A 19997-nucleotide genomic window follows, 5' to 3' on the forward strand; every position below is an offset into this window, starting at 1 on the left:
ATGGCGATCTGGCTGACCAAGGAATCCAAGGTCATCGTGCAGGGGATGACCGGCTCCGAGGGTTCCAAGCACACCCGGCGGATGCTCGCCGCCGGCACCAACGTCGTCGGCGGGGTGAACCCGCGCAAGGCCGGCACCACCGTCGACTTCGACGGCACCGAACTGCCGGTGTTCGCCTCCGTCGCGGACGCGATGCGGGAGACCGGGGCGGACGTCACGGTGATCTTCGTCCCGCCGCAGTTCACCAAGGGCGCGGTGGTCGAGGCGATCGACGCTGGGATCCCGCTCGCCGTGGTCATCACCGAGGGCGTGCCGGTGCACGACACCGCCTCGTTCTGGGCGTATAACGTGGCCAAGGGCGAGCAGACCCGGATCATCGGGCCCAACTGCCCCGGCATCGCCTCGCCGGGCGCGTCCAACGCCGGCATCATCCCGGCCGACATCACCGGCTCCGGCCGGATCGGCCTGGTCAGCAAGAGCGGCACGCTGACCTACCAGATGATGTACGAGCTGCGCGACATCGGCTTCTCCACCTGTGTCGGCATCGGCGGTGACCCGATCATCGGGACCACCCACATCGACGCGCTCGCCGCGTTCGAGGCCGACCCGGACACCGACGCGATCGTGATGATCGGCGAGATCGGCGGCGACGCCGAGGAGCGGGCCGCCGAGTTCATCAAGGACAACGTCACCAAGCCGGTGGTCGGTTACATCGCCGGCTTCACCGCGCCCCCCGGCAAGACCATGGGGCACGCCGGCGCGATCATCTCCGGCTCGGCGGGCACCGCCGAGGCCAAGCAGCAGGCGCTGGAAGCGGTCGGCGTCAAGGTCGGCAAGACCCCGACCGAGACCGCCAAGCTGATGCGGGAGCTGATGTCCGGCCGCTGAGCCGGTGGCCCGCACCCGGGCTGACGACGTACCGACGCAGGGGGTCGACCGGAGACGGTCGGCCCCCTCAGTTGTTCCACAGCGGATAGGTCCCGCTGGCCCGCCAGATCGCCGTGCCGATGATGTTGATCACGCCGAACGCGATGGCCAGGTAGCCGAGGACCGGCGACTGGCCGTACCGCTTGGCGTCGCGGATCGACAGGTAGCCGAAGACGATGCCCAGGATGCCGCAGCAGATCAGGCCGAGGACGATGCCGAGCACCCCCCAGAGCGTGGTGCGGTCCCGCCCGGCCGCGGCCGGTGGCGGTGGGTACGGAGCGTTCACGGCTTCCTCCGGGCGATCGGTGCCGCGACTTCGGTCGCGTCCCTGCGCCGAGGCTAAACCGGATCGGGGCCGCACGGCGGTGGATCACGGAACTCGCCGCCACCGGGTGGCCCCGACGGGCAGCCACCACCGGCGCGGCATGCCAGAGTAGAGCCGATGTCCTCGACCACCCCTGATCAGCCCCGCCGTCCCAGCGGTGCCCGCACCGGCAGGCCGCCCGGCCGTGCCGGCGGTGCCCGGGTGCCCGCACCCCGCCGGCCGGAGCAGTCCGGGCGCTCCCGGGCGCCGCTGCCCGTCGCTGCCGGGGTGGCCGCGGCCGGCGCGGCCGTCACCTCGTACCTGCCGGTGGCGGTGGTGCTCGGGTTGGCCCAGCTCAGCGAGGACGCCGGCTCGCTGGTCGGTGCGCTGCGCGCCGGGCTCGCCGGCTGGCTGCTCGGGCACGGCGTGCCGCTGGAGACCACCGCCGGCCGGCTCGGCCTCGTCCCGCTGACGCTCTGCGCGTTCGCCTTCTGGCGGCTGAGTCGGGCCGGGGTGCACGCCAGCCGCGCGGTCGGCGCGCGCGGCGGCCGGTCACCCCGGCAGGCGGCCACCGTCGCCCTCGCGGTCGGCACCGGGTACGCGGTGTTCGGTGTCCTGGCCGCGCTGCTGGTCGACAGCGCCGGCCTGCGGGTGTCCCCGGTCCGGTCCGGGCTGACCCTGCTGCTGTTCGGCACGCTGGCCGCCCTGGTCGGGGCGGCCCGCACCACCGCCGTCACCCGCCTGCTCGCCGACCGCGCGCCACCCGTGCTGCGCGACGGCGTCCGCACCGGCCTGGTCGCCGCTCTGCTGCTGCTCGCCGCCGGGGCGAGCGCGGCGGGCCTGGCGGTGGCGACCGGCGGGGGAGACGCCGCCGACCTGATCGGGGCCTACCGGACCGGGGTCGCCGGGCAGGCCGGGATCACCCTGGTCAGCCTCGCCTACGCGCCGAACGCCACCGTCTGGTCGGTGGCCTACCTGCTCGGCCCCGGATTCGCCGTCGGCACCGGCACGGCGGTCCGGCTCAGCGAGGTCTCCGTCGGGTCGCTACCGGCCGTACCCCTGCTCGCCGGGCTGCCCAGCGGCCCGGTCGACGGGCTCGGCGCGGCGCTGCTGGCGGTGCCGGTGCTGGCCGGCATGACGGCGGGCTGGCTGCTCGCCCGCCGGCTGCTCCGTCCGGACGCCGACGAGTGGACCCCGCCGGCCTGGCCGGCGCTGCTCGGCCCGGCCGTGCTCGCCGGCCCGGTGGTCGGCCTGGTCGTCGGGCTCGCCGCGGCGGCCTCCGGCGGCCCGCTCGGCGGCGGCCGGCTGGCCGAGATCGGTCCGGTGCCGTGGCAGGTGGCGGCGGTGGCCACGGCGGTGGTCACGGTCGGCGCGCTGCTCGGGGCCGTCGCCGCCAAGGTGCTCGACCGGCCGTCGTCGGCCCGGCCCCGGCCGGCCGCCGACCGCCCCCGCAGGGCTCCGGAGCGGCCCGCCCCGGCCGGGGACCGGCCCCGGCCGACCCGGGAGCGCCCCCGGTCGTCCGAGGACCGCCCGCCCCGCCCGGTACCCGACTGACCACCCCGTGCCGGACTGCCGGCGTGATCCCGTCGGACACGCGACGAGGGGCGCCCCGGACGGTGCCGGGACGCCCCTCGATCGTGCCCGCCCGGTCAGGGCGAGGTGGGCAGCGTGAAACTACCGATGATGTTGAGAAGCAGCAGCAGGATGCCGAGACCGACCGCGATCGCCCCGCAGATCAGGCCGGCCTTGGCCTGACCGCCGTTGCTGGCCAGACCCTGGTTCGCCTTCTGCATGCCCAGCCAGCCGGTGATCGCCGCGCCGATACCGAGCGGAATGCCCAGGTAGAGGCAGCAGAGCAGCGGGATGGACGCGATGCCGAGGATCAGCGACACCAGACCGAGGGTGTTCTGCTGCCCCTGCGGCGCTGGGTAGCCGGCCCCCGGATAGGAGCCGGCCGCCGCGGCGTACGGCTGCTGCCCGTAGGGGTCCTTGTGGACGGGCTGGCCGTACGGGTCCGGCTGGAAGGGCTGACCGTACGGCTGGCCCGAGGTGGGCTGGGGGCCGTACGGGTCGTGGGTGGGCTGCCCGTACGGCGGCTGTTGCCCGTACGGCGCCGCCGGCTGCTGCCCGTACGGTGCCTGCGGCGCGGCGTACGGGTCCTGCGGCTGGCCCGAGACGGGCTGCTGCCCGTACGGATCGTGCGGGGGCTGCTGGCCGTACGGGTCGTGGCCGGGGTTTCCGGGCTGCATCTCGGCTGCTCCTCAGTCGTGGTCCGTCAGTAGCTGCTGGTGCTGCTGCCGTCGATCGCACCCATCACACCACCGAAGAGGCAGCACAGCAGCACGATGACGAGCCACACGCCACCGATGATGAAGGCCAGCTTGGACCACTTCTTGGACTCGCGGGCGGCGGCCTCGGCACCCGCGTAGTCGCCCTGCTGCAGGGCCGGGTTGACCTTCGAGGCGTTGATGATGGCCGGGATCGCCAGCGGCCAGAAGAAGAAGATGGCCACGATCGACGCGGTCATGTTGTTGTTGATCGGCTGCTGCGGGTTGGGGTAGCCGGGCTGCATCTGCAGTACTCCTCGTTCACGTCGGTACGGCCTGCGTACCTGATCATGGGCTTGTGGGGCGCGGTGGCGGGCACGGCCCGGCCACCGGGCGACCGGCAGCGTACCGTGTCCGGGCGACACGCGTGATCACCCGAAACGTCGCCGCCCGCAGGATGGGCGTGCCGACCTGCCCGCTAGGGTGGCCGGGTGACCGAGCCCGCGTCCGTCGCCCGCCTCGTCGTCCTCGTCTCCGGCTCCGGCAGCAACCTCCAGGCGCTGCTGGACGCCACCGCCGACCCCGGCTACGGGGCCCGGGTGGTGGCCGTCGGCGCCGACCGGGACGGCATCGTCGGGCTGGACCGGGCCGCCGCCGCCGGGGTGCCGACCTTCGTCGACCGGGTGAAGGACCACCCCACCCGCGCCGACTGGGACAAGGCCCTCACCGCGCACGTCGCCGAGCACCGGCCCGACCTGGTGATCTCGGCGGGTTTCCTGAAGCTGGTCGGGCCGCAGTTCCTGGCGGCCTTCGGCGACCGCTACCTGAACACGCACAACACGCTGCTGCCGGCGTTCCCCGGCATCCACGGCCCCCGGGACGCGCTCGCCTACGGCGTCAAGGTCACCGGGGCCACCCTCTTCTTCGTCGACGCCGGGATGGACACCGGCCCGATCGTCGCGCAGGTGACGGTGCCGGTCCTCGACGACGACGACGAGGAGACGCTCACCGAGCGCATCAAGGAAGCCGAGCGCCGCCAGCTCGTCGAGCAGGTCGGTCGCCTGGTCCGTTCAGGTTGGACGATCACCGGAAGAAAGGTCACGGTTCCGTGAGTGCCCCGCAGGACTCCCGCCGCCCGATCAGGCGGGCGCTGGTCAGCGTCTACGACAAGAGCGGCCTGGTCGAGCTGGCCCGTACGCTGCACGAGGCCGGGGTCGAGATCGTCTCGACCGGTTCCACCGCGTCGACGATCTCCGGCGCGGGTGTGCCGGTGACCCCGGTCGAGCAGGTGACCGGCTTCCCCGAGATCCTCGACGGCCGGGTCAAGACCCTGCACCCCAAGATCCACGGCGGGCTCCTGGCCGACCTGCGCAAGGAGTCGCACGCCGACCAGCTCGCCGGGCACGGCATCGCCGGCATCGACGTCCTGGTCTCCAACCTCTACCCGTTCCAGGAAACCGTCGCCTCCGGCGCGTCGGCGGACGAGTGCGTCGAGCAGATCGACATCGGCGGGCCGGCGATGGTCCGGGCCGCCGCCAAGAACCACGCCTCGGTCGCCGTGGTGACCGACCCGGCCGCGTACCCGGCGCTGGTCGCCGCGCTGGCCGAGGGCGGGTTCACGCTGGCCCAGCGGCGGGCGCTGGCCGCCCGCGCGTTCGCCGACATCGCCGAGTACGACGTGGCGGTCGCCGACTGGTTCGCCGGCACCGCCGCCCCGGCCGAGGACGGCTGGCCGCACTTCGCCGGGCTGGCGCTGCGCCGGCAGGCGACGCTGCGCTACGGCGAGAACCCGCACCAGGGCGCCGCCGTCTACGCCGACCCGGGCAGCCCGCCGGGGCTGGCCCAGGCCGAGCAGTTGCACGGCAAGGAGATGTCCTACAACAACTACGTCGACGCGGACGCCGCCTGGCGCGCCGCGAACGACTTCCCCGACCAGCCGGCGGTGGCGGTCATCAAGCACGCCAACCCGTGCGGCATCGCCGTCGGCGCGGACGTCGCCGAGGCCCACCGCAAGGCGCACGCCTGCGACCCGGTCTCCGCGTTCGGCGGGGTGATCGCCGTCAACCGGCCGGTCTCGGTGGAGCTGGCCGGGCAGGTCGCGGAGATCTTCACCGAGGTGCTGGTGGCACCGGACTTCGAGCCCGGCGCGGTGGAGATCCTCCAGGGCAAGAAGAACATCCGGCTGCTGCGCGCCCCGGCCTTCGCCCCGCTGCCGGCCGAGTGGCGGCAGGTGACCGGCGGGGTCCTCGTCCAGCAGCGGGACCGCATCGACGCCGAGGGCGACGACCCGGCGAACTGGAAGCTCGCCACCGGCGAGGCGGCCGACGAGGCGACCCTGCGGGATCTCGCGCTGGCCTGGCGGGCGGTCCGCGCGGTGAAGAGCAACGCGATCCTGCTGGCCCGCGACGGCGCGTCGGTCGGGGTGGGGATGGGCCAGGTCAACCGGGTCGACTCGGCCCGGCTGGCGGTGAGCCGGGCCGGCGCGGAGCGGGCCCGGGGTTCCGTCGCCGCCTCCGACGCCTTCTTCCCGTTCGCCGACGGCGCGCAGATCCTGATCGACGCCGGGGTGAAGGCGATCGTGCAGCCCGGCGGCTCGATCCGCGACGAGGACACCATCGCCGCCTGCCAGCAGGCCGGCGTCACCATGTACCTGACCGGCACCCGGCACTTCTTCCACTGATCCACCCGGTGCTCCCGCGCCCCGGCGCGGGAGCACACGGTCAGCCCTGGCCCGTCGGTTCGGACGGCGGGCGCAGCGCGGCGAAGTGGCAGGCGCTGGGGTGCGGGTCGGCGGGGCGGGGGACGGTCGGCGGGTCCTCCCGGGCGCAGATGTCCTCGGCCTTCCAGCAGCGGGTGCGGAAGTGGCAGCCGGACGGCGGGTCGGCCGGACTGGGCACGTCGCCGGTCAACCGGATGATGCCGGCCGCGCCCCGGGCCTGCGGGTCGGGCACCGGCACCGCGGACAGCAGCGCCTGGGTGTACGGGTGGGTGGCCCGTTCGTAGATCTCCTCCTCGGTGCCGATCTCCACGATCCGGCCGAGGTACATCACCGCGACCCGGTCGCAGATGTGCCGGACCACCGACAGGTCGTGCGCGATGAACACGTACGACAGCCCGAACTCGTCCTGGAGCTGCTCCAACAGGTTGATCACCTGGGCCTGGATCGAGACGTCCAGGGCGGAGACCGGCTCGTCGCAGACGATCACCTCGGGACGCAGGGCGAGCGCGCGGGCGATGCCGATGCGCTGCCGCTGGCCGCCGGAGAACTGGTGCGGGTACCGGTTGACGTGCTCCGGGTTCAGCCCGACCACGTCCAGCAGCTCCTGCACCCGGCCGCGCTTGCTGCCCCTGGGTGCCGCGTCCGGGTGGATGTCGAACGGCTCCCCGATGATGTCGCCGACCGTCATCCGGGGGTTCAGCGAGGTGTACGGGTCCTGCATCACCATCTGCATGTTGCGCCGTAACCGACGTAGTTCGCCCCCGGCGGCGGTGAGCAGGTCGCGGCCGTCCAGGGTGGCCCGGCCGGAGGTGGGCGTCTCCAGCCGCATCAGCACCCGGGCGAGGGTCGACTTGCCGCAGCCGGACTCGCCGACGATGCCGAGCGTCTCGCCCCGGCGCAGCGTGAAGCTGACCCCGTCGACGGCCCGGACCGCGCCGACCTGCCGGCGGAAGAGCACCCCCCGGGTGATCGGGAAGTGTTTGGCCAGGTCGTCGACCGTGAGGATGGTCTCGCCCCGGACCTTGGCCGGGTCAGCGGTCGGGGTCATCGTGGACCTCCTGGGCGAAGTGGCACGCGCTGGTCCGGCCGTCGGCGAGGATCAGGTCGTCGGGCACCACGTCCACGCACACCTGCCGCACGTACGGGCAGCGGGGGTGGAACGGGCAGCCGCCCGGGATGCGCATCAGGTTCGGCGGCAGGCCCCGGATGGTGGACAGTTCCCGGCCGCGCACGTCCAGCCGGGGAATCGAGGCCAGCAACCCCTTGGTGTACGGGTGGGCCGGCGCTCGGTACAGCGGGTGGACGTCGGCGTGCTCGACGATCCGGCCGGCGTACATGACGGCGATCCGGTCCGCGACGCCGGCCACCACCCCCAGGTCGTGGGTGATCAGGATCATCGCCATGTCGAGGTCGCGGCGCAGGTCGGCCAGCAGGTCCATGATCTGGGCCTGCACGGTGACGTCGAGGGCGGTGGTCGGCTCGTCGGCGATCAGCACCTTCGGGTTCAGCGCCAGCGCCATGGCGATCATGACGCGTTGCCGCATGCCGCCGGAGAACTGGTGCGGGTGGTCGCCGAGCCGTCCGGCCGCCCCGGGGATGCGTACCAGGTCCATCAGCTCGACGGTGCGCCGTCGGGCGTCGGCGCGGGACATCCCGTCGCGGTGCCGCAGCGTCTCGCCGATCTGCCAGCCGACCGGGAAGACCGGGTTCAACGCCGACAGGGCGTCCTGGAAGATCATCGCGATCTCCTTGCCGCGTACCTGCCGGCGCTGCTCCTCGGGCAGGGTGAGCAGGTCGCGACCCCGGTAGCGGATCTGGCCGGAACGGATCACCGCCGGTGGGGTGTCCAGGATGCCCATCACCGCCTGGGCGGTGACCGACTTGCCCGAGCCGGACTCGCCGAGCACGGCAAGCGTCTCGCCCGGGTCCAGGTGGTAGGAGACCCCGTTGATCACCTTGGCCACCCCCTCGCCGGTGCGGAACTCGACGTGCAGGTCGCGTACGTCAAGCAGGTGCCCGCCGGGCGGGGTGGGTGAGGCCGGCGTGGGCCGGGAGGTGGACTCGGTCACCGGATCTGCCTCTCGCTCGCGCCCGGGGTGGACATCGGCCTCACCGCAGCTTCGGGTCGAAGGCGTCGCGGATCGCGTCGCCGAGCATGATGAAGGCGAGCACGGTCAGCGCGAGGAAGGCGGACGGGACGACCAGCGGCGTCGCCGACTCGCGCATGTGCACCCGGCCGGCGTCGATCTCGATGCCCCAGGAGATGGTCGGGGCCTTCAGCCCGATGCCGAGGAAGCTCAGCGTCGCCTCGGCGGCGATGAACGAGCCGAGCGCGATGGTCAGCACCACGATCGCCGGGGCGAGCGCGTTGGGCAGGATGTGCCGCCACATGATCCGGCCGTGGCCCGCGCCGAGCATCCGGGCGGCGGCGACGTAGTCCTGCTCCTTCGCGGCGATCACCGAGGAGCGGACCACCCGGGCGGCGGTGGTCCAGCCGAGCACCGCCAGCACGAAGATCACCGCGAACAGCCGGACCGTGTCGCTGCTGGTGCTGACCCGCTTGAGCAGTACGATCGCGGCCAGCAGCAGCGGGATGCCGAGCACGATGTCGATCACCCGGGAGAGCACCGCGTCGACCCAGCGGCCGAAGTACCCGGCCACCATCCCGACGACCAGCGCGATGGCCCCGGTGAGCAGGGCGGACAGCGCACCGACCAGCAGCGAGGCGCGGGCCCCGTAGACGGCACGGGCGTACGTGTCGCAGCCCTGGAAGTCGTACCCGAAGATGGCCCCGCCGGACGCCCCGGCGTGCTGGCGGGACAGCACGCAGTCGCGCGGGTCGTTGGCGGTGAACAGCGACGGCACGGCGGCCATCGCGGCGACCAGCACGACCAGCACCAGGCTGATCCAGAAGACCGGCTTGCGGCGCAGGTCGCGCCAGGCGTCCCCGGCCAGGCTGCGGGGCTTCTGCGGTACGCCCACCCGGTCGGGTGTGCCCGGCTCGCCGGAGACCCCGCGCCGGGCGGCCTGGTCCTCCGTCGCCGCCACCGTCTCGAAGTCGCTCATGCCGTCACCTCGTTGTGCTCACTCATAGCGGATCCTCGGGTCGAGGACGGCGTACAGGACGTCCACCACCAGGTTGGCGACGAGGTAGACCACGACGAGGACGCTGACGATGCCCACCACCAGCGGGCCGTCCTCGGTGCGGATGCCCCGGAACAGGTTGAAGCCGACCCCAGGGATGTTGAACACGCCCTCGGTGATGATCGCGCCGCTCATCAGGTTGCCCAGTTCGACACCGAGGAAGGTGATCACGGGGATGAGCGAGTTGCGCAGCACGTGCACGCCGATGATCCGCCGCCGGGCCAGCCCTTTGGACCGGGCGGTCCGCACGTAGTCGGCGCGCAGGTTCTCCGCGACCGAGGTACGGGTCAGCCGCAGCGCGGTGGCCAGCGACAGCGAGCCGAGCACGATGCCGGGCAGCAGCAGGGCCCACAGGTCGGGGTCGGCGCCGGCGGTGGGTGGGAAGACGGGCCACCGCACGCCGAGCAGGTACTGGGCGAGCGGGGCCAGCACGATGGTGGGGATGCCCAGCACCAGCAGGGTCAGCACCAGGGTGGCGTTGTCGAACAGGCTGGCCCGGCGGATGCCGGCGAGCACCCCGGCGGTGACCCCGAACAGGATCGTCACGGCCATCGCGATCAGTGCCAGCTTGACGGTGACCGGCCAGGCGGCGGCGAGGATGTCCCCGATCGAGCGGCCGGTCAGCGACTGCCCGAGGTCACCCTGGAGCAGGTTCTTGAGGTAGTCGAGGTAGCGGTAGAGGAAGCCGCCGACGCCGGTGCGGTCGAGGTGGAACTTCTCCGTCAGGTACGCCCGCTGCGCCGGGGTCACCGGCCGTTCCCCGGCCAGTGCCTGGATCGGGTCGCCCTGGCCGGCGAACATCAGGGCGTACACGATCAGGGTGGTCCCGAAGAAGGCGAGGACCATCTGGAGCAGACGCCGCAGAACGAAGCGGAACATACTGTGCAGTCTTGCCCAAAAGCAGCGGAGACGGAGGCGGGTCGGGTCACCGTCCACCGATGACCCGACCCGTTGCTCCCGCCGACGGCCCCGTTGCCGTCGACGCGCCTGCACGTGCCGGCGGCCCGCTCGCCGCCGACGCCCTCCCGGACTAGCTGACCGCCTCGATCTTCAGCAGGTCGACCCGGTCGAAGAGGTCCATCTGGACGTTCTTCACCTTGGTCGAGTGGCCGAAGTTGTTCTGGCCGTAGCGCAGCGGGATCACCGGCATGTCCTTGGCCAGCAGGTCCTCGGCCGCCTGGTACTTGGCGATCGCGGCCTCCTCGTTCGGCGCCTTGGCGCCCTCGGCGAGCAGCCTGTCGAACTCGGGGTTGCTGTAGCCGTAGTAGTTCGACGAGCCGTTGGTGCTGTACAGCGGGCCGAGGTAGTTCTCCATCGACGGGTAGTCCATCACCCAGCCCATCCGGAACAGACCCACCGGCTGCTTCGCCTTGACCTTGGTCAGCAGGTCGGCGAACTTGGGCTCGGCGGTGCCGACGCACTCCACGCCCAGGTTGGCCTTGAGCTGGTTGCAGGTCGCGTCGATCCAGTCCTTGTGCCCGCCGTCGCCGTTGTACGACAGTTCGATCTTCTTCGGGCCGCCGGCCGCCTCGTACGCCGCCTTCGCCTTGGCCGGGTCGAACTCGCCGGCCGCGCCGATGGTGTTCTCGCGGTAGCCCGCGACCACCGGCGAGACGAACGAGCGGGCCGGCTGCTGCGAGTCCTTGAAGATCGACTTGGTGATCTCGTCCCGGTCGATCGCCATCGAGATCGCCTTGCGCACCTCGGGCTTGCTGAACTCCTTCTGGAAGGTCGGGAAGGCCAGCACCTGCAACGACGACGCTGGGCTCTGCCGGAACCGGTCGCCCAGGTCGGTGGCGGCGGTGGACAGGTTCTCGGTCGGGATCGTCTTGATCACGTCGAGGTTGTCCGAGAGCACGTCCGCGTACGCGGCGGTCGGCTGCTGGTAGATCCGGAACTCGACGCCGCCCACCTTCGGCTGCTCGCCGGGGAAGGCGTCGTAGCGCTCCACCTCGACCTTGGCGTCGTGCTGCCAGGAGCCCTTCATCCGGAACGGGCCCTGCCCGACCGGGGCCTGCTCGTAGCCCTCCTTGAGCACGCCGGGGGCCGAGAAGGCGGCCTTCGGCAGCGGGTAGAAGGCGGTGTACCCGAGCATGGTCTTGAACTCGCTGTACGGCTCGGTCAGCGTCACGGTGAAGGTCAGGTCGTCGACCTTCTTCAGCCCGGACAGCCGCTCGGCGGCCGGCTTGTCGCCCTGGAGGTCGGCGTACCCGGCGATCTTCTCGAAGAAGTAGCTGGAGTTCTGCCCGTTGGGGGCGTACGCGCCGTAGTTCCAGGCGTCGAGGTAGTTGTCGGCGGTGACCTTCTCGCCGTTGTGGAAGGTGTAGCCGTCCTTGAGCTTGACCGTCCAGACCCTGTTGTCCGACGACGTGACCGACTCGGCCGCCACCTCGTAGGGCTTGTTGGCCTCGTCGTAGTCGACGAGCGGGCTGAACAGGGCGGCGAGCACCTGCGAACCGCTGGTCTCGTTGGTGTTGGTCGGCACCAGGTGCTGCGGCTCGGCGATCTCGATCCGCACGGCCGCGTTGGGGTCGGACTGACCGGTTCCGCTGCCGCCGCCCGAGCCGCAGGCCGCCAGGCCCAGGGTCACCGCGAGCGGGAGAGCGGTCCAGGCAGCAAGCCTGCGCACACGCATGGGGGTCTCCTCATCTCATCACGGAGCGCAGCCGGACCCGGCGTTGGGTGACTCTGCGCAACGTCCGGCAACGGTAGGTCGGGTTGGGCCCGTCGACAACGACAGCGTTGCGATCACCGGCTGCGGCCTTGTCGTCGACGACCGTTGCTGGTATCGGAAACCCGGCGAAATGCCTGCTCGATGGCGGGTGAGGAGGGTGGTTTCACGGTGCCGTCAGGGTGGATCGCCCGTCGTGACCGCCCGGACGCCCGATGCCCGGTCCGGGCCCGACGCGTCTCCCCCGTCCGGTTCAGGGGGTGAGCCGGCCCGCAGTTGGTCACGCAGAGTGAATAACGGCACCTCACGGAAAGTCACGGGTTCCCCGTCGTCGGTCCGCCGTCCGCCGACCATGAGACGATCTGGTCGTGACGGCGATCATCCTGGACGGCAAGGCGACCGCAGCCGAGATCAAGGACGAGCTGCGGGTACGCGTCAAGGCGTTGGCCGAGCGGGGGGTCACCCCCGGCCTGGGCACGGTCCTGGTCGGCGCGGACCCCGGCTCCGAGGCGTACGTCAACGGCAAGCACCGCGACTGCGCCGAGGTGGGCATCGCCTCGATCCGCCGCGAGCTGCCCGCCGACGCCAACCAGCAGCAGCTCGACGACGTCCTCGCCGAGCTGAACGCCGACCCGGGCTGCCACGGCTACATCGTCCAGCTGCCGCTGCCGGGGCACCTGGACACCCAGCGGGCGCTGGAGATGATCGACCCGGACAAGGACGCCGACGGCCTGCACCCGGTGAACCTGGGCCGGCTGGTGCTCGGCTACGACGGCCCGCTGCCCTGCACCCCGCGCGGCATCGTCGAGTTGCTCCGCCGGTACGACGTGCCGCTGCGCGGCGCCAACGTCGCCCTCGTCGGCCGGGGCAACACCGTCGGCCGCCCGCTCGGTCTGCTGCTCAACCGGCGCAGTGAGAACGCGACGGTGACCCTCTGCCACACCGGCACCCTCGATCTCGCGGCCCACACCCGCGCCGCCGACATCGTCATCGTCGCCGCCGGGGTGCCCGGCCTGCTCACCGCCGACATGATCACGCCGGGGGCCACCGTGGTGGACGTCGGCATCACCCGGGTGATCGGCGACGACGGCAAGGGCCGCTACACCGGCGACGTCGACCCGCAGGTGGCGCAGGTGGCCGGTCGGCTGGCCCCGATGCCCGGCGGCGTCGGACCGATGACCCGGGCCATGCTGCTCACCAACGTCGTCGAACGCGCCGAGCGCGGCTGACCCGCAGGCCGTCGCCCCTGCTCGGCGGCGGTGGCACGGGGCCGGGCCACCGCCCGCCGCGGCACCCGCCGGGAACCGGGCGGTGGTGACGTTGGCCCCATCCCGGGGATGGTCGCCGCCCCTGGCCGAAACGGTGCCGGGATGACTGTTACGGTCGGGAAAACCGACTGGTAGCAGGGAGTGGGACGACCATGGGTAAGAAGGTCACTGTCGTCGGGGCCGGCTTCTACGGCTCCACCACCGCACAGCGCCTGGCCGAGTACGACGTCTTCGACACCGTCGTCATCACCGACATCGTGGAGGGCAAGCCGGCGGGTCTCGCGCTGGACCTCAACCAGTCCCGCGCGGTCGAGGGCTTCGAGACCAAGGTCGTCGGCGTCACCACCGGCCCCAACGGCGAGGGCTACGAGGCCATCGAGGGCTCCGACGTCGTCGTGATCACCGCCGGTCTGCCCCGCAAGCCGGGCATGAGCCGGATGGACCTGCTGGAGACCAACGCCAAGATCGTGCGGCAGGTCGCCGAGAACGTCGCCAAGTACGCCCCGAACGCCGTCGTCATCGTGGTGTCCAACCCGCTCGACGAGATGACCGCGCTCGCCCAGCTCGCCACCCAGTTCCCCAGGAACCGGGTGCTCGGCCAGGCCGGCATGCTCGACACCGCCCGGTTCACCAACTTCGTCGCCGAGGCCCTCGACGTACCGGTGAAGTCGGTCAAGACGCTGACCCTCGGCTCGCACGGCGACACGATGGTGCCGGTGCCCTCGCAGAGCACCGTCAACGGCAAGCCGCTGCGTGACGCGATGCCCGCCGAGCAGATCGAGGAGCTGGTCGTCAAGACCCGCAACGGTGGCGCCGAGGTCGTCGCGCTGCTCAAGACCGGTTCGGCGTACTACGCGCCGTCCGCCGCCGCCGCCCGGATGGCGCGGGCCGTGGCCGAGGACTCCGGCGCGGTCATGCCCGTCTGCGCCTGGGTCGACGGCGAGTACGGCATCTCCGGGGTCTACCTGGGCGTCGAGGCCGAGATCGGCGCCGAGGGCGTGAAGCGGGTCGTCGAGACCGACCTGGACGCCGACGAGCTGGCCAGTCTCAAGGAGGCCGCCGAGGCCGTCCGCGCCAAGCAGGCCGACGTCGCCAGCATGTGATCCGCTGAACCATCCGCCGCAGGGGCGGGACGGCACCCGCCGTCCCGCCCCTGCGCCGTCCCCACCCGTCGCCCCGTCCCGGCCCCGCCGGTCGCCCTGCCCCGGTGATCAAGAGGTTTGCGTCAAGCCACCCGCCCCGACGTGACTCGAACCTCTTGATCACCGGGCTGGCGCTCCGGGGCGGGTTCCCGCCGGTCGGCCTCGCGTCGGTGTGGGGCGGTCGCTGTGGGGAATGCCTTCGGGTAGGGCTGGCAGACGGGTAGGGGTGGCAGAACTGTCCGTACCTCGGTGAGGGCGGTGACCGTGACGGACCCGGGGGTACGGCGTACCGGAGCCGGCGATTCTGCCCGGGCCGGCCGTGGTCCACCGGGTGTTCTCCGCCGGCCGGTGCCGTCGGGTGGAGGCCGGCTCGGTGCCGCCGACCAGTTTCCAGTACGCTCGTACTGCTTGAGCACGTGTCCCCCGAGAGGAGCGCCGGCCGATGGCGAAGATCAAGGTAAACAACCCGGTCGTGGAGCTCGACGGCGACGAGATGACCCGGATCATCTGGAAGCAGATCCGCGAGCAGCTGATCCTGCCCTACCTCGACGTCGACCTGCACTACTACGACCTGTCGATCCAGCACCGGGACGCCACCGACGACCAGGTGACCATCGACGCCGCGAACGCCATCAAGGAGCACGGCGTCGGCGTCAAGTGCGCCACCATCACCCCGGACGAGGCCCGGGTCGAGGAGTTCGGCCTCAAGAAGATGTGGCGCTCGCCGAACGGCACCATCCGTAACATCCTCGGCGGCGTGGTCTTCCGCGAGCCGATCATCATGTCGAACGTGCCGCGGCTCGTCCCGGGCTGGACCAAGCCGATCATCATCGGCCGGCACGCGCACGGCGACCAGTACAAGGCCACCGACTTCGTGGTCCCCGGTCCGGGCACGGTCACCATCACGTACACCCCGGCCGACGGCGGCACCCCGATGGAGATGGAGGTCGCCAACTTCCCCGGCGGCGGCATCGCCATGGGCATGTACAACTACGACGAGTCGATCCGGGACTTCGCCCGCGCCTCGTTCCGGTACGGCCTGGACCGCAACTACCCGGTCTACATGTCGACCAAGAACACCATCCTCAAGGCGTACGACGGCCGGTTCAAGGACCTCTTCGCCGAGGTGTTCGAGAACGAGTTCAAGGACGAGTTCGCCGCCGCCGGCCTCACCTACGAGCACCGGCTCATCGACGACATGGTCGCCGCCGCGCTCAAGTGGGAGGGCGGCTACGTCTGGGCCTGCAAGAACTACGACGGTGACGTGCAGTCCGACACCGTCGCGCAGGGCTTCGGCTCGCTCGGCCTGATGACCTCCGTGCTGCTCTCCCCGGACGGTCGTACCGTCGAGGCGGAGGCCGCCCACGGCACCGTCACCCGGCACTACCGGCAGTACCAGAAGGGCGAGAAGACCTCGACCAACCCGATCGCCTCGATCTACGCCTGGACCCGGGGCCTCGCCCACCGGGGCAAGCTGGACGGCACCCCGGCGGTCACCGAGTTCGCCGACACCCTGGAGCAGGTCATCGTCGACACCGTCGAGAGCGGCCAGATGACCAAGGACCTCGCGCTGCTCATCTCGCGGGACGCCCCGTGGCAGACCACCGACGAGTTCATGAACACCCTCGACGAGAACCTGGCGCGCAAGCTCGGCGCCTGACCCTCGCCCGTACCCACGGAACCCGCCGGCGGACCGCCGGCGGGTTCCGTCGTCTCCGGCGCGTCGCGGCCCACGCACCGGGGGACAGCGGCCGCCACCCGTCCGGGTGACGGCCGCGTCACCGGCCCGGAAAAAGGTCGTTGAGCTGGGTGGACGTGGTGCCAGTCGCGTCCAGGGAGGTTGTCGTCGGTCGTCGCACGGCACCGGTGCCGACCGGCCAGCCTTCCCGGCTGTCGAGCACAGCCAGCCGTCCCTTCCCCGCGGGGGGCCCTGTTCCGGGGCCCCCCGCGCCCTGCCTGCGGGGTCAGGCGGCGCGCAACAGTTCGGCGGCCCGCTCGGGGGCGATGTCGTTGATGAAGACCCCCATCCCGGACTCGGAACCGGCCAGGTACTTCAGCTTGTCCCTCGCCCGCCGGACGCTGAACAGTTGCAGGTGCAGGTGACCCAACTCCCGGTCGATCCGCACCGGCGCCTGGTGCCAGGCCGCGATGTACGGCATGGGCAGGTCGAACAGCCCGTCGAACCGGCGCAACACGTCCAGGTAGAGCGGGCCGAAGGCGTCCCGTTCGGCGTCGTCGAGCGCCGGGATGTCCGGCACCGGCCGGTGCGGCGCGACGTGCACCTCGAACGGCCACCGGGCCGCCGCCGGCACGTACGCCGTCCAGTGCTCGTTCGCCGCGACCACCCGGTCCCCGGCGGCGCGCTCGGCGGCGAGCACGTCGGCGTAGAGGTTGCCGCCGCCGGTGCGCTCCGCGTGCCGGCGGGCCGCCGCCAGCATCGACCGGGTACGCGGCGTGACGAACGGGTACGCGTAGATCTGGCCGTGCGGGTGGTGCAGGGTCACGCCGATCTCCACGCCCCGGTTCTCGAAGCAGAACACCTGCTCCACCCCGGGCAGCGCGCCGACCGCCGTGGTCCGGTCGGCCAGCGCGTCGAGCACCAGCCGGACCCGGGCGGGGGAGAGGCTGGCGAAGGAGGCCTCGTGGTCGTCGGTGAAGCAGACCACCTCGCAGCGTCCTTGGCCGGGGCGGACCGGGGTGAACCCGGTGATCTCGGCCGGCTCGTCGGCGATCCGCTGGCTCAGTGAGGGGAACCGGTTCTCGAAGACCGCCACGTCGTAGTCGGGCGCGGGGATCTCGCTGTGCCGGTCGCCCCGCGACGGGCACAGCGGGCACTGGTCGGCCGGCGGGAGGAAGGTCCGGGTCTGCCGGTGCACCGCCACCGCCACCCACTCGTCGGTGAGCGGGTCGTAGCGCAGCTGGGAGGCGGGTGGTGGCGGCGGCAGCTCCCGCCGGTCCGGCTGGTCCCGGACGGCGTCGTCGCGCTCGTCGAAGTAGATCAGCTCGCGGCCGTCGGCCAACTCGATCGCCGTACGCTTCACCGCGTCGTCTCCCGCCCGGTAGCCCGGCCCGTACCTGTCACGATCACCAGTTCGCCCACCTTCTCGTCGATCACCCGGCGCGCCTCGGGGGCCAACCGGTCGTCGCTGACCAGCACGTCGGCGGCGCCCAGGCCGACGATGGAGGAGATGCCGACGGTGCCCCACTTGGTGTGGTCGGCGAGGACGACCAGCCGGTCGGCGGCCTCCACCAGGGCCCGGTCGGTCTCCGCCTCCATCAGGTTCGGGGTGGTGAAACCGGCCCGCTCGGTGATCCCGTGCACGCCGAGGAAGAGCAGGTCCAGGTGCAGCGAGCGGATGGCCTCCACCGCCAGCGGGCCGACCAGCGCGTCGGACGGGGTGCGTACCCCGCCGGTGAGCACCACGGTCTGGTCGGGGCGGCCGGCGGTGTGCAGGATCTCGGCCACCGGCAGCGAGTTGGTCACCACGGTCAGCCCCGGCACGTCGACCAGGCGTCGGGCCAGCTCGGCGGTGGTGGTGCCGGCGGAGAGGGCGACCGCCGCACCCGGGCGGACCAGTTCGGCGGCCCGGGAGGCGATGGCGGCCTTCTCGGCGGACTGCCGGACGGACTTGGCGTGGAAGCCCGGTTCGTCGGTCGAGCCCGGGTCGGTGACGGTCGCCCCGCCGTGCACCTTGGCCAGCAGGCCCCGGTCGTGCAGCGCGTCCAGGTCACGCCGGATGGTCATGTCGGAGACGCCGAACTCGGCAGCCAGCTCGGTGACCCGGACACCACCGGCGGTGCGGACCCGGTCGAGGATCGTCGCCTGCCGCTGACGCGCCAGCATCCGCCGTACCTCCCGGGCCCCCGCACCTGCACGCGCTCGCACGTGTTCCAACAAGATTGAACACTAGCGCGCAGCGGGCAGGGGCGGAAGTGGAACCCCCGAGGTCAGGCGGACGGCAGCCGCGGCTCCACCCAGCCGGTCTCGGTCAGATGGGTCATCACCGCCTGCACCGCCTCGTCGATGCTCTGGTCGGTGGTGTCGACCACCAGATCGGCGTCGGTGGGCGTCTCGTACGGGTCGTCGATGCCGGTCATCCCGGTGAGCAGGCCGGCGCGGGCGCGGGCGTACAGGCCCTTGCGGTCGCGCTGCTCACAGACCTCCAACGGGGTGGCCACGTGCACCAGCAGGAACCCCGCCCCGGCCGTCCGGGCCATCTCCCGCACGGCGGCCCGCGCCTGCGCGTACGGGGCGATCGGGCAGCAGATCCCCACCCCCCGGTGCCGGGCGATCTCGGCCGCCACCCAGCCGATCCGGCGCACGTTCGCGTCCCGGTCGGCCCGGCTGAACGTCAACCCGGCCGACAACTCCCGACGTACCACGTCGCCGTCGAGCAGGGTGATCGTCCGGTCGCCCTGCTCGCGCAGCAGATCGGCCAGGCCCCGGGCGATCGTCGACTTGCCGGAGCCGGAGAGCCCGGTGAGGAAGACCACCAGCCCCCGGTGCCGGCGCGGCGGGCGGGCCCGGCTCAGCTCCTTGGCCACCGCCGGCGGGGTGTGCCACTCGGGCAACGGGAAACCCCGGTCGAGCAGGTCGTCGATCTCCGCCTCGCTCAGCGCCAGCTTGCGGTTGCGCGGCGGGATGTCGTCCCGCCAGCGCCACTGGCCGTCCCGGCTGTCGTAGGCGAGCTCGCGGGGGACCAGCACCCGCAGCCCCGCCCCGGAGAGCATGCCGCCGGTGGACAGCAGGTGGGTCACCCCGTAGGCGGCGGAGATCCGGGCCCGCAGCAGCGCGTCGCTGATCTCGTCGGCCCGGCGGGGCAGCGGGACTGCGACCAGCGTCGCCGGGGGCATCCGGTCGCGGGCGGCGAAGATGCTGCGGACCAGGGCCTCGGTGGGCAGTCCGGCCGCGCCGTCCTCGCCGACCGGGATCATCACCAGCAGATGCGCGCCGAGGGTACGGGCCGCGTGCGCGATCTGCGCCAGCTGCGGCCGGTGCAGCGGCCGGTCGGCGATCACCCCGAGCACCCGGCCCGGGGGCAGCAACGGACGCACCTCGTCCGGCCCACGGCGCAGCCGCTGGAACGGGCCGTGCCCGCCGTCGCCGAGCCGGCGTACCGGGCCGCCCAGCCCGGCCACGCCCTCGCGGACCGGCCAGACGTCGGTCACCTCCAGCCCGGCCACCGGGGCGCCCTCGCCGTCGGTGAGCACCAGCGTCCGCCGGCCCGGGTCGGCCGGGTCCAGCCCGTCGGCGACGGCGGTGGGCACCTGGAGGGTCACCGGGACCGGCCAGGACGTGCCGTCGGCCAGTCTGCCGCGACGCTGCAACGAGGCCAGGTCGGCGCGGGTCATGAAGCCGGCCAGCGGGGTGTACGCCCCACTCACCAGCAGCTCCAGATCGGCCAGCTCACCGGGGCGTGGCGCGTACGCGGGGGCGTCCCGCAGCACGTCCTCGGGCAGCACTGAACCGTTGCTCATCCGTACCCCTCACTCGCTGGCCGGATCACAGTTTCTCAGCCGGCCGGCGATCGGTCGAGAGTGCCACTCCACTCCCG

Annotated in this window: 17 protein-coding genes and 1 pseudogene; 7 read left to right on the plus strand and 11 right to left on the minus strand. The window is 72.4% G+C overall.

Going from position 1 to position 19997, the window contains the following annotated elements:
- Positions 1–888 carry a succinate--CoA ligase subunit alpha gene (gene sucD / locus ACN265_RS03110; protein WP_420118960.1) on the plus strand — a complete coding sequence of 296 codons (888 nt, stop codon included), beginning with the start codon at positions 1–3 and terminating at the stop codon, positions 886–888.
- A gap of 67 nt (positions 889–955) precedes the next feature.
- Here the strand turns inward: sucD and ACN265_RS03115 are convergent, their stop codons facing one another.
- Complete coding sequence (locus ACN265_RS03115) at positions 956–1213, minus strand: hypothetical protein (protein ID WP_145921668.1); 258 nt, start codon at positions 1211–1213, stop codon at positions 956–958.
- A 156-nt stretch (positions 1214–1369) separates the two neighbouring features.
- On the opposite strand from ACN265_RS03115, the pseudogene ACN265_RS03120 reads away from it, so the two are divergent.
- Positions 1370–2644: pseudogene (locus tag ACN265_RS03120) on the plus strand (DUF6350 family protein); the annotation flags it as partial.
- Positions 2645–2880: 236 nt separating this feature from the next.
- Here the strand turns inward: ACN265_RS03120 and ACN265_RS03125 are convergent.
- Positions 2881–3480: a DUF4190 domain-containing protein gene (locus ACN265_RS03125; RefSeq protein WP_204924943.1), complete on the minus strand. Its 600-nt coding sequence runs from the start codon at positions 3478–3480 to the stop codon at positions 2881–2883.
- A gap of 26 nt (positions 3481–3506) precedes the next feature.
- Positions 3507–3803 carry a CD225/dispanin family protein gene (locus ACN265_RS03130; protein WP_088647169.1) on the minus strand — a complete coding sequence of 99 codons (297 nt, stop codon included), beginning with the start codon at positions 3801–3803 and terminating at the stop codon, positions 3507–3509.
- A 186-nt stretch (positions 3804–3989) separates the two neighbouring features.
- On the opposite strand from ACN265_RS03130, the gene purN reads away from it, so the two are divergent.
- Both purN and purH read left to right on the plus strand, forming a co-directional pair.
- The gene (gene purN / locus ACN265_RS03135) at positions 3990–4610 is read left to right on the plus strand and encodes a phosphoribosylglycinamide formyltransferase (protein ID WP_204924944.1); all 621 of its coding nucleotides are present in this window, start codon (positions 3990–3992) and stop codon (positions 4608–4610) included.
- Positions 4607–6178 (plus strand): bifunctional phosphoribosylaminoimidazolecarboxamide formyltransferase/IMP cyclohydrolase, encoded by a 1572-nt coding sequence (purH, locus tag ACN265_RS03140; protein ID WP_377687316.1) that lies wholly within the window; start codon positions 4607–4609, stop codon positions 6176–6178. The genes purN and purH overlap by 4 nt, the downstream gene beginning before the upstream one ends.
- Positions 6179–6218: 40 nt before the next feature.
- Here purH and ACN265_RS03145 read toward each other — a convergent pair whose 3' ends face one another.
- The 5 genes from ACN265_RS03145 to ACN265_RS03165 all read right to left on the minus strand — a co-directional run bounded on the left by ACN265_RS03145 (position 6219) and on the right by ACN265_RS03165 (position 11996).
- Positions 6219–7265 (minus strand): ABC transporter ATP-binding protein, encoded by a 1047-nt coding sequence (locus ACN265_RS03145; RefSeq protein ID WP_421405959.1) that lies wholly within the window; start codon positions 7263–7265, stop codon positions 6219–6221.
- Positions 7249–8286 (minus strand): ABC transporter ATP-binding protein, encoded by a 1038-nt coding sequence (locus ACN265_RS03150; RefSeq protein ID WP_421405960.1) that lies wholly within the window; start codon positions 8284–8286, stop codon positions 7249–7251. The genes ACN265_RS03145 and ACN265_RS03150 overlap by 17 nt, the downstream gene beginning before the upstream one ends.
- A gap of 40 nt (positions 8287–8326) precedes the next feature.
- Positions 8327–9283, minus strand: a complete 957-nt coding sequence (locus ACN265_RS03155) for an ABC transporter permease (RefSeq protein WP_421405961.1) — start codon at positions 9281–9283, stop codon at positions 8327–8329.
- 18 nt (positions 9284–9301) lie between these two features.
- On the minus strand, positions 9302–10240 hold the full coding sequence (locus tag ACN265_RS03160; protein WP_204924948.1) for an ABC transporter permease: 939 nt from the start codon (positions 10238–10240) through the stop codon (positions 9302–9304).
- A 151-nt stretch (positions 10241–10391) separates the two neighbouring features.
- Positions 10392–11996, minus strand: coding sequence for a peptide ABC transporter substrate-binding protein (locus ACN265_RS03165; RefSeq protein WP_421405962.1), 1605 nt, complete (start codon positions 11994–11996; stop codon positions 10392–10394).
- A 404-nt stretch (positions 11997–12400) separates the two neighbouring features.
- Here ACN265_RS03165 and ACN265_RS03170 point away from each other — a divergent pair, with 404 nt between their 5' ends.
- From ACN265_RS03170 to ACN265_RS03180, 3 genes are all read left to right on the plus strand, one after another.
- Positions 12401–13261: a bifunctional methylenetetrahydrofolate dehydrogenase/methenyltetrahydrofolate cyclohydrolase gene (locus ACN265_RS03170; protein WP_420116773.1), complete on the plus strand. Its 861-nt coding sequence runs from the start codon at positions 12401–12403 to the stop codon at positions 13259–13261.
- A 191-nt stretch (positions 13262–13452) separates the two neighbouring features.
- Positions 13453–14403, plus strand: a complete 951-nt coding sequence (locus ACN265_RS03175) for a malate dehydrogenase (protein ID WP_088647160.1) — start codon at positions 13453–13455, stop codon at positions 14401–14403.
- A 481-nt stretch (positions 14404–14884) separates the two neighbouring features.
- Complete coding sequence (locus ACN265_RS03180; protein WP_145921657.1) at positions 14885–16102, plus strand: NADP-dependent isocitrate dehydrogenase; 1218 nt, start codon at positions 14885–14887, stop codon at positions 16100–16102.
- Between the two features lie 304 nt (positions 16103–16406).
- On the opposite strand, the gene galT is transcribed toward ACN265_RS03180, so the two are convergent.
- From galT to cysC, 3 genes are all read right to left on the minus strand, one after another.
- On the minus strand, positions 16407–17483 hold the full coding sequence (gene galT, locus ACN265_RS03185; protein WP_204924951.1) for a galactose-1-phosphate uridylyltransferase: 1077 nt from the start codon (positions 17481–17483) through the stop codon (positions 16407–16409).
- Positions 17480–18286 (minus strand): DeoR/GlpR family DNA-binding transcription regulator, encoded by an 807-nt coding sequence (locus ACN265_RS03190; RefSeq protein WP_204924952.1) that lies wholly within the window; start codon positions 18284–18286, stop codon positions 17480–17482. Before ACN265_RS03190 ends, galT begins: the two co-directional genes overlap by 4 nt.
- Before the next feature lie 104 nt (positions 18287–18390).
- A complete protein-coding gene (gene cysC / locus ACN265_RS03195; protein ID WP_420116775.1) occupies positions 18391–19920 on the minus strand; it encodes an adenylyl-sulfate kinase in 1530 nt (509 codons plus the stop codon).
- Between the last annotated feature and the right edge of the window lie 77 nt (positions 19921–19997).

Source organism: Micromonospora sp. WMMD730, from assembly GCF_049178955.1.
Taxonomy (GTDB): domain Bacteria; phylum Actinomycetota; class Actinomycetes; order Mycobacteriales; family Micromonosporaceae; genus Micromonospora; species Micromonospora wenchangensis.